This window comes from Pseudoflavonifractor phocaeensis, from assembly GCF_016901955.1.
In the GTDB taxonomy this organism is placed as follows: Bacteria; Bacillota; Clostridia; order Oscillospirales; family Oscillospiraceae; genus Flavonifractor; species Flavonifractor phocaeensis_A.
Map to the genome: position 1 here is coordinate 17,476 of NZ_JACJLC010000039.1, position 9,874 is coordinate 27,349.

5 protein-coding genes, 1 tRNA gene and 1 other RNA gene are annotated in these 9,874 nt (G+C 57.0%); 3 read left to right on the plus strand and 4 right to left on the minus strand.

Annotated features, from left to right (window positions below):
- Positions 1-11 precede the first annotated feature (11 nt).
- Positions 12-1,700, minus strand: coding sequence for a DNA polymerase III subunit gamma/tau (gene dnaX / locus H6B51_RS10060; RefSeq protein ID WP_204883560.1), 1,689 nt, complete (start codon positions 1,698-1,700; stop codon positions 12-14).
- An 81-nt stretch (positions 1,701-1,781) separates the two neighbouring features.
- An RNA gene (gene ffs, locus H6B51_RS10065) (signal recognition particle sRNA large type) lies at positions 1,782-2,046 on the minus strand.
- 680 nt (positions 2,047-2,726) lie between these two features.
- Here ffs and H6B51_RS10070 point away from each other — a divergent pair.
- Positions 2,727-2,802: transfer RNA gene (locus H6B51_RS10070), tRNA-Ala, on the plus strand.
- A gap of 46 nt (positions 2,803-2,848) precedes the next feature.
- Here H6B51_RS10070 and H6B51_RS10075 read toward each other — a convergent pair.
- Both H6B51_RS10075 and H6B51_RS10080 read right to left on the minus strand, forming a co-directional pair.
- Positions 2,849-4,372: a recombinase family protein gene (locus tag H6B51_RS10075; RefSeq protein ID WP_204883561.1), complete on the minus strand. Its 1,524-nt coding sequence runs from the start codon at positions 4,370-4,372 to the stop codon at positions 2,849-2,851.
- A gap of 135 nt (positions 4,373-4,507) precedes the next feature.
- Positions 4,508-5,584, minus strand: a complete 1,077-nt coding sequence (locus H6B51_RS10080) for an AAA family ATPase (protein ID WP_204883562.1) — start codon at positions 5,582-5,584, stop codon at positions 4,508-4,510.
- A gap of 122 nt (positions 5,585-5,706) precedes the next feature.
- On the opposite strand from H6B51_RS10080, the gene H6B51_RS10085 reads away from it, so the two are divergent.
- Together H6B51_RS10085 and H6B51_RS10090 are read left to right on the plus strand one after the other, a co-directional pair.
- On the plus strand, positions 5,707-8,736 hold the full coding sequence (locus H6B51_RS10085) for an RNA dependent RNA polymerase (protein ID WP_243421236.1): 3,030 nt from the start codon (positions 5,707-5,709) through the stop codon (positions 8,734-8,736).
- Positions 8,726-9,598 (plus strand): hypothetical protein, encoded by an 873-nt coding sequence (locus tag H6B51_RS10090; RefSeq protein WP_087257601.1) that lies wholly within the window; start codon positions 8,726-8,728, stop codon positions 9,596-9,598. The genes H6B51_RS10085 and H6B51_RS10090 overlap by 11 nt, the downstream gene beginning before the upstream one ends.
- The last annotated feature ends 276 nt before the right edge of the window (positions 9,599-9,874 follow it).

The following is a 9,874-nucleotide window of genomic DNA, read 5'->3' on the forward strand; positions in this document are numbered from 1 at the left end:
TCGCAACTCCTTTATTCTTCAATGATGATATTGTCAAATTGCTGGCCCATGGCCAGCAGGTCATCCAGATTATCGTGCTCCTGAACAGGTGCAGACACCGGAGGGGTTCCCACCTTGACCGCACACCGGACCTCCCGACCGGTCTGTGTGGAGGCCAGCTCCGCCAGGGCCTTCAGCACCGGTGGGGTGCCCACCATGCTCTTAGTGAAGTCGGTATCCACCCACAGCGTCAGGGTATGCTCTTCCAGTACCCCCTGTACCGCCGTGGGATTACTCAGGAAGGGGTATACCGCCGGGAACCGGCTCCGCAAGCTGGCCACCAGGCCGGGCCACAGATCCGCGGACTGGACTGCCGGCCCGGGGATAATCTGGGGCACAGGCTGCGGTGCAGCCTGGAGGGGCGGCTCCTCATAGCCCACCGGTTCGCCGGGCTCCTCGGGCAGCGGGGGCCGCTCTTCCTCCCAGGGCGGGGTGTCCACCGCTGTCGTGGGGGCGGCAGGAGCAGGCTCCTCCCGCTTCAGGCTCTTCTGGGGCACAGGGCAGGCAGCCGGTACCCCTCCCGCCAGCAGCTCCTCCAGCCGGGCCAGCCGGGCATTGAAGCCCGCCATGCTCTCATCCAGGGCCGGGTCGCACAGCCGGATCAAGCAAAGCTCGGCATCGGTACGTCGGTTCCCGCTGCGGGGCAGATCGGCGATGGTGGTCTGAAGCAGGCCCAGCATCTGCACCAGCCGGGCGGGCTGAAACAGATTGGACAGCCTGCGCATGGTATTCTCATCGTATCCACCGGTAAGCAGGGCCGCGCCCCCCCTGGGGGCGGTTTTGCGTACCAGCAGGTCCCGGACCAGGGCGGCCAGCTCTCCCATCAGGCTGCCCACCTCCTTGCCCGCGCCGTACAGCCGGGCCAGGGTCTCCAGGGCGCTTTGGGCGTCGCCGCTGCCAACCTGCTCCAGCAGGTTAGCGGTCTCCAGATTGCCTGCCAGGCCAAGGGCGTCCAGCACCTCCTGCTCCCCGATGGGACCATTCGGGGTGGCGCACTGGTCCAGCAGGGACAGGCCGTCCCGCAGGCCGCCGTCAGCCAACCGGGCCAACAGCTCCGCCCCCTCCCCTCTCAGCTCCATACCCTCCTGTCGGGCCACATAGGCCAGCCGGGCGGCAATGTCGCCGGGCAGGATCCGCTTGAAGGCAAACTGCTGGCAGCGGGATTTAATGGTGGCGGGCACCTTGTGCAGCTCAGTGGTAGCCAGAATGAACATCAGATGGGCGGGAGGCTCCTCCAGGATCTTCAGCAGGGCGTTGAAGGCGGCCTGGGACAGCATATGCACCTCGTCCACGATGTACACCCGCTTGCGGACAGCGGCAGGGGTATAGACCGCCTCGTCCCGCAGAGCCCGGACCTGATCTACGCCGTTGTTGGAGGCGGCGTCCAGCTCCAAAACGTCCAGAATAGAACCGTTTTCGATCCCCAGACAGGAGGGGCAGTGATTGCAGGGGTTGCCGTTCACCGGGTGCTCACAGTTCACCGCCCGGGCCAGGATCTTGGCGCAGGTGGTCTTGCCGGTGCCCCGGGTACCTGTAAACAGGTAGGCGTGGGAGAGGCGACCGGTCTCCACCTGCCGCTTGAGGGTCTCCGTGATATGGGCCTGGCCTACCACGTCGTCAAAGGTTCGGGGCCGCCATTTGCGGTATAAAGCCTGATACAAACCGGTCACCTCACAAAAATAATGGGAGGGGCGGAGGCTGCGTGGCCCCGCCCCTCCCTGATCGTCCGGCACATGGCAAGACCGCACACCGACCTTTGGAGACAACGTTATGCCCGTTACCCTGGCAGCCGGCTCAGGAGCGGAACCCCCGCGGCACAGCTCACGGTCCGCTTAGTGCTGCTCGGTTCCCCGCCTGACACGGTTCACGGTGCGACCTTGCGCGGGACCGATCCATCATCGCTGCTTACCAGGGTCAGACGGCACAACGCTGTTCCGGGGGCCGGGATTCATCCCTGCTATAGCGGGTTGCAGGTACAGGGCACCGCTAACTCCCCGACTAGTGCGGCCTTGCCGCAGGCCGGCTCCATAAGCGCCGCCCATCGGAAGGCTGTATTTGATATCATACATCATTTCCTCTCATTTATCAATATCACTTTTCACTTTTTTTCAAAAAGCTCTTTACAATGCTTTGAATTGTGCTATAATATTCGAGTGTTAAGGCTTCTGTGACTTGGTGCGTTTCCTTCTATCCAGCAAGCGCAGCAGTCACGCTCATATCATGGCATATATATTTACGGTCAGTCTGGCATTAGATTTAACCGTTGCATGGTCTGCGCCACAAAGTGTTAACCGCACAGAGTCAAGTTACCTAATTCGATATGACATGAGAGAGCGTTCGGTTTGCATCCATATGCAGTTACATCCCACAGCTCTGGTTCCCTTCCAATTTAGCAGTCCAATTTCCCGGACTTCCCCCTCAAAATTGAATATCTCAAAATCCGTTTTTCATAGCTTTTTTGATTGAAAACGGCCAATATGGGCTCGTAGCTCAGCTGGGAGAGCAAGCGCAACATAACACGGGCCCGGTCAGAACAGCAAACTGCACAAACAGAACAAGCAAAAATATACAAAACAACCAAATATGGGCCTATAGCTCAGCTGGGAGCGCAAAGGGTTCGGTTTTCTGCCTCATCTATAATTTCATATTGCTTTATTCTTCTGTTCCCCTTTTGGAACTGTTGATTTGGGCCTATAGCTCAGCTGGGAGAGCGTACGGTTCGCATCCGTAAGGTCGTCGGTTCGATCCCGATTAGGTCCACCACACTCGGGAGATCTCGTTTTGAGATCTCCCGAGTTTTTTCATGCTTTCAGGATGCACGATAGTACACACTCTTGTCCCCTTCCGGATGCAGGAAGTCGAAGAACTGTGTGACACTGATTTTGAATTCCACTTCGATTTCAAAGTTCCTCCCGATATTTACCCGCTCAATGAGCTGCCGCAGGATCATCTTCTTTCCCTCGATACTACTCCCCGCATACAGGTCGGCCCAGGACATAATCTTGTCATACTCCTTTTGGACGGCAACGGCAGAGCTCTTCAGATCAGCCGCTTTTTCCTTGGCCTGTTCCAATTCCTGTGCCAGCGCCGCCAGTTTGCTTCGGGTGTCCTCTATCATCTCACCGAGGATGTCCGCTCCAAAACTGCCAGTCCCATTGATGGTCTTGATGATCTCTTTCTTGTAGCTCTCCAGCTCCCGTTCTGCGGAGGCATGGAGTTTCTCCAGATTGGCCACCGAACTGTTTGCCAGTTGGAGTTCCTTCTCCCGCTGCTTTTGAATGAGCTGGCTCCTGGGTGCAGTCTTCATCCGCTCAAAGAGTTGGATGACGATCTTATCAATAATGCCGTCCAGTTTCTCGCCGGAGTATCCGGTCTGGCCGTCACAGTCCTGAGGATGGCGGATCTTGTAGTGGCAGGCATATCGGATATGGGTTTCCCGTTTGGGCTCACCCTTGGCGCGTCTACCGCTGCTGGTGGTCAGCACCAGTTTGGAACCACAGTGGGCGCAGTAGACCATCCCGGAGAGCAGCGCCTTCCCCTTGGAGTTAAAGGGCACTTCATTGTGGTGCATTGTCCTGGCCTCCATCAACTCCTGTGCTCGCTCATACAGATCCAGCGGAACAATTTGCAGCTCCGGAAAGATTTCTGAGCGTGTTTCCCCACTGCGCAGGATTCCCACATACATGATGTTCTTCAGCATTTTGATGATGGTGGTATTGGCGAAGTTGGTTCCCTTTCGATTGAGATAGCCGTTGTTATATAACCACCGGGACAACCGCTGTGCGCCGAACCCCTCATAGACATATTTTTCAAAGATGATGCGCACCACCGCAGCTTCATCCGGGTCAACCAGAATCTCGTTGACTTCGTGATTCTTTTTATTGAAGCGCCCCTGCTTTTCCAGGCGGTATCCATAGGGGACGATCCCGCCCCGGAACCTCCCCTCCTGCACGATTTGCGAAAGGCGTGTCTTTGTTCGGGCAGAGGTTTTGAGGCTCTCGCCGGAGGCCTGCCAGTAACGGATATAGTTCAGCAGTTTGTCGATATGATCATCCATCTTCTGCTGCCCTTCCATTGCGCTCCACACTTCGATTCCGTTGCGGATGAACCACTCTACTACGAAGGGTGTCTCATCGTCCCGCCGCCCCAGGCGGTCGAACATGAACACCAGCAGGATGTCAAACTTCCGTTCCTCAGCGTCCTGGCGGATCTCTTGAATCGCGTCGCGGTCAGCGGCAGCCACCTTGAAACCCGAGACACCTTTTTCCGCAAATTCTTTGATGATCGTCCATCCCTGGCTTTCCGCAAATTCACGGCAGTATTGTTTCTGCATCGGGATATCATCTTTTTCTACCTGTCCTTTGGTAGAGACTCGATAGAGGCAATATACTCTCTTGTTTTTTTCCATGATTGCACCTTGTCCTTTCTGGTGTAGGACTGCGGTGCATATGGTTTGCCTTGCGGGAGTTTACTCGCCGCACCTGGAAACTGCCCGCAAATCGCCGCACAGCGTCTCGACAGGGTCGATAGGGACGATTTCTCCGTCACCCTCCAAATCGACACTATCGGCACGACGCAGCTCAATTACTCGCTTCCCGTTGCTGCGGCGAACCGTTGCCTGAATCCCATTTTTTCTTAGGGCCTCAATGCTTTGCAGGATCAGCCTTGAAATCTTTTTGGGCGTTACCCCTTCGATTCTGTCAGGGTCGATCTTTTCGGAGAGCTCCGTGGGAGTGCCGATAAATGTTGTTCTGCTGCTCATAAATGCAGAGAGGAGAACAACGATTTGCCCCTCCAATAGTTCCGGCTGTGTCCGGCTATCCGAAACCAGCTCCCACACATTTTCCTCGCTGCGTCGAAGCTCCAGTTCCCGGTATTCGATGTCCCGGCCCACGCAGGTCAGTTTGGCTCTGCCGCTGCCCCGCTTTTCTTCCACCAGTGTGAAGCTGGAATCCACCGCGCCGCTGATGGCGGTGGTCCCGGAGATCCGGTGGAACACATCCTCCGCCTTTTCTTTCCGCAGATGATGGATGAGCAGGATGGCAACGCCGTGCTTGTCCGCCAGCCGCTTGAGCACAGACAGATCCCGGTAGTCATTGGCGTAGGTGGCGTCGTGGATCGGACGGACCATCTGCAGGGTGTCAATGATGACCAGCACGGTGTCGGGGTATGCGGCGACGAATGCGTCCACCTGTTCCTCCAACCCTTGGCCGATGAGGGCGCACTCCGTGCAGAAGTGGACGCTGTCTGGTGCATCCTCGGTGATCTCAAAGAGGCGGTTCTGGATGCGGAGGACGGAATCCTCCAGACAGAGATAGAGGGTGGTGCCCTGCCTGGTGGTCATGTTCCAGACCGGTTCTCCCTTGGCCACCGTCACCGCCAGCCACAGAGCCAACCAGGACTTGCCCACCTTTGGTGAGCCAGCCAGGATGTGCAGACCCTGAGAGATCAGGGTGTCCACCACAAAATTGGGCAGCTCCAGCGGACGATCCATCAGGGTTCTGCCGTCTACTGTGATCAGGGGATGGTTCATTTTGTTGTTCATGTTTGATACCTCCATTTCAAGAATTTGAATACAAAAAGCTCCCACCTCAAAAGAAGTGGGAGTAGTATCCATTTTGATTTTGAAATGGTTTGTGGTAGAATGGAGCAAACGGAGGTGAGCCAATGGCGACCTATCAGATCTACGAACTCTCTGCCCGGGCGGTGATGAGTTATGCCGCGGAGCAAAACGGTATCTACACCTTTGCTCTGAACCGCAGTGCCACCGAGCACTGCAAGGTACCGGGTGCCAAGCACGAGCAGGACAGCTGCGCCATGTTCCACCAGCTGATGTACCAACTCCATGGAAAGGGCTGGCGAGAGCGTGGCGATGAGAAAGTCACAGCGCTTTCCGATGTGCTGTTCTATATGGACTTCGCCGGGATCTTTGACCGGCGTGGAACCGGAAGGACGCAGCAGGTCCGCCGGGAAAAGGCCAGAGACATGTTCCGTCCAGAGGGGATCACCCTGGACTTCGGCGGCGGTCCCTGCCGCTATGTGGCCTTTGAGCGCTCCGCCAGCATGAGCCGCCAGTCCCGCCTCTCCTTCATCCGGGCGGAACTGTACGAGCCCATGCGCCAGCGGATCATTCTGAATATGGAACTGGGCCGATGCCAACTCAGTAAACTCTACGCCTACAACGGTCTCATGTTCTCCAGCGGAACCCGGGTGGACGGCATCCGCATTGACAAAAATCACCGGGTCATCGTCATAGACAATCCAACCAAGAGAGTGGAGCGAGCACCTGTCATCACCCTGCGAGAAGGAGATGAACCGGGAACCTTTTACCGGGCAGATACACTGGAAGATCTGGACATCACCTGCTTTGACGGCGTAGGCCTCATCTCCAAAGAGTATGCCGAGGTAGTAGACAAGGCCTGCTGCGGCAGCCACACTCACACCTCCTTCCAGATCCGGATGCCCTACATCAAGGGGATGCTACATCAGGTGGATTTCAAGGACTTTTTGAAGCGCAGCGGCACCCAAACCATCGTGGACATCTGGGGCAAGGCGCACCCCGTCCGCAGTGTGGATATCATCCTCACCCGCAGTCAGTTCAAAGCCTACGGCTGGTTGCGGGAGAACGGTATGACCTGGGAGGACTACTGGGACGCCTTCAGGGATTACAACCACGCTCTGTACATCACGAACCTTAGTAAGACAGAGCCGGAGAAGCTGGTAGAACTCAACTACCAGTTCCTCTCCACCCTCTCCATCCAGCCGGAGGAGTTTCGCCCCGCCGACCTGCCGGAGGGCTGGGACCATAGTCCAGCGGATGATCCACGGCAATGGCTGACTAAGGCCACCGAGACGGCCTACTATAACTTTCGTGCCAACGAAACATACCAGCAGGAATATTTTCGCCGGGGCCTGAGCCAGCCCGGGGGAAGCCGGGCGCACATCATGGCCCAGGTGCTGGAGAAGAACCCGAAGTTTATCCGGGAATCTATCTATGCGGAACAGCTGGACGGACAGGCCCGGAAGATCCTCCGAGGCTACGCCGTTGGTCGCTTGCTGGTGCCGGGGGATAACCGTTTTCTCTCAGGTGACCTGCTGGAACTGCTGCGGCAGTTAATTGCGCCCCGTGTGTTCCAGTTGCCCGGTGAGCGGGACTTCTGCAATCAGGTGATGGGAGATTTCTTTGCGGAGGACAGTTTTTTTGCGCCCGGTGCGGCCTATGAGCACGAGGACAGCTGCACCCTTCTCCGCAATCCACACATTGCCCGGAACGAGGAATTGCAGCTGTCCGTGTACCCAGATGGAGACACGCTGCGCCAGCACTATCTGGGCCACCTCACCGATGTGGTCATGGTGTCCGCTGACAGTTTGGCAGCGGAGCGGCTGGGCGGCGCCGACTACGACGGCGACCTCATCAAGACCATTGCCGATCCCATTCTGAACCGATGTGTAAAGCGAAACTATGATTACGATGTCCACCAGCAGCTCTCCAACAACGCCAACCTGCCCCTGCTGAAAATTCCATCCTTGTCCGCGCCCAAGTCCGACGCCAACGACTGGCAAGCCCGGTTTCAGACAGTGGAGAACACCTTTGCTGCCCGCATCGGACAGATCTGCAATGCCGCCCTGGATCGCAGCGTCATCGCCTACAACGACCATGCCGACCCGGAGGAGCGCAAGCGGTGCCGCCGGGATCTGGAGGCCCTGGCCATCTACAGCGGGCTGGAGATCGACGCGGCCAAGACCGGTGTGCGCCCCAATCTGGATGAATTTCTCAGCAGGAAAAGCGTGAAACGCACCCCCTTTCTCCAATACAAGTACCTGGTGGAGCGTGCAGAGGAGCGTAACCGCGCCTGGTATGAGCCCACCCACCGGGAGCGGCTGGAGACCTTCTTTGCCGGGATCGACTGGGACACGGTGGACTCCCCGGTGGAGCGATTGCCCTGGCTGGCCCGCCAGCTGGAGCGCAACACGCCGAAGATTCAGGAGAAACCAGCGAAGGACAGCGAACTATTCACCTTCGCCCAGGAACGAAGCTGGAAGAAACATCTGGACCAAAACATTCTTTCTTCTGTCTCTGCCTTGCTGTGGGACTACGAGCACTGCCTCTCCCGCATCCGGGCCTGCCGCGCCCCTGCCAAGGGACAGCAGCGGAAAACGGATATCGACCGCATTCTCTACGCCAGGGGACAGGAAGAAGTCTACGACAGCGACGAACTGTATGCCTTCTTCCAGCAGTTCTCCCCGGAGCGTATCGCCGCTCTGCGAAAGGAGATTGTGGAACAGCAGTGGCACCTGATGGCAGAAGGACAGAGAGAACCATTTCTGCGGGAGCATCTGCCGGAGGCGGTAGACTACTATGATCTTCTGACCGATTTCCGCCACGGTGGGTTCCGTCTGCTGGGGGATCTGGTCTGTGATATGGACGATCTGGAGGCGGCCCGGGAGCGGAAACAGCTCCGACGCCCAACAGATTCTCCAGCTTTCCAGAAGATGATGGAGGCCTATCTGTCTGCCCCCTTCAGCGGCAACGAGCGGGCCGTGGTGTCTAAGGTCTGCCGCAAGCTGTTGAATAAGATTATCCGTCCCAGCCTGGCGGTACCCTATGTGGTAGCCCTGGGTAAGCGGAACCTGCTGTGGGACCTGCTGCCGGATCACATCGAGGAACATGTTCTGGAGGTGGACCATGCTGAATGAGTGGAAGGAATTTCAGGACTACACCGGTGCGGTAAACTATACCGCCCGGAACAAGCAGGACACCACCTATCTGGGCCGCTTTACCTTCGACACCATTTTGGATTTCGAGGGACTCAACCGGGTGCTGACCATCCTGGCAAGAGGGTTTGCGTTTCATAATGAGGATGGCAGCCCCGCCGAAGCACCCCGGGAACGCATCGACTATGCCAAGCGGGGCCTGTGTGCCTGGTGCAGTGTGCCGGACAGCAAAAAAGCCACGCCCCGGGAGGCGTGGCAGTTCGGCAGTGATTTTAGGAACCTTCATTCGGAATTCCATGGTCTTGTAGATGAAAACGGCAGCGGATGGTTTCACCGCCATGTGCATCGGGTGGTGGCTTTTGTGCGGGAGAATCCAGGGAAGGTATCCAGCAGCGCCCAGAAGAAGTGTGCCGCCATTGAGAAGGGCTTTGACCGGGCCTGGCGGGACAAGGTGATCCAGATGCAGATCCCCTTGTTCGCCCCCACCACCAAGGGGCAGTGGGGATTGCGGTTTGACAGCTTTCTGGCCCAGGCTTTGGAGTTGGGACCGCTCTGGAATGAGGAACCAGAGCTGCCGCCCACGCTGGTGGAGCAGCTTCGCAGCCTCACACCCAAGGGTGTTCCTGTGGAGATGGTTGAGACACTGGTGGCCTACTACCTTCTCAACGAGCCGGAAGATTCCGACTGGGTAGTGCTGCCGGTGACCAACTTTGACGCATACTTCGGCACCACCAGCTTTGGGCGGAAGTATCTGAAACAAATCCCGGAGACTATTTTAGAGCGCTCTGAGACTGGCTTTGGACTGTGCCGGTATCGGCTGGGGGAAGCTATTGTGATTGAGTAGAAAAATCAGGCATCCATCTCCACTTCTTTCGCTGGAGATGGATGCCTGTTCGTTTCGAAATGATTCAGTTCGTATGCCACTTCCCAAGCCAACTGGAACCCGCAAAGGAAACTGTCCACGGAGCGTTGCTCTGCAATTAGATTCTGGGCATCGATAATCCGTAAAACTAGGCCTTGTTTGAAAAATAAAAGTTGCACAATAGAAGCAATAGTATAAAATTAAGAGCATGAAACGATATGAATTAACAAAAGAACAATGGGAACGTGTAAAGCCACT

Excerpts from the sequence above, each read along its gene's own strand:
- H6B51_RS10075 (WP_204883561.1), bottom strand. The coding sequence starts at position 4,372 with ATGCAGAAACAATACTGCCGTGAATTTGCGGAAAGCCAGGGATGGACG.
- H6B51_RS10080 (WP_204883562.1), bottom strand. The coding sequence starts at position 5,584 with ATGAACAACAAAATGAACCATCCCCTGATCACAGTAGACGGCAGAACC.
- H6B51_RS10085 (WP_243421236.1), top strand. The coding sequence starts at position 5,707 with ATGGCGACCTATCAGATCTACGAACTCTCTGCCCGGGCGGTGATGAGT.
- H6B51_RS10090 (WP_087257601.1), top strand. The coding sequence starts at position 8,726 with ATGCTGAATGAGTGGAAGGAATTTCAGGACTACACCGGTGCGGTAAAC.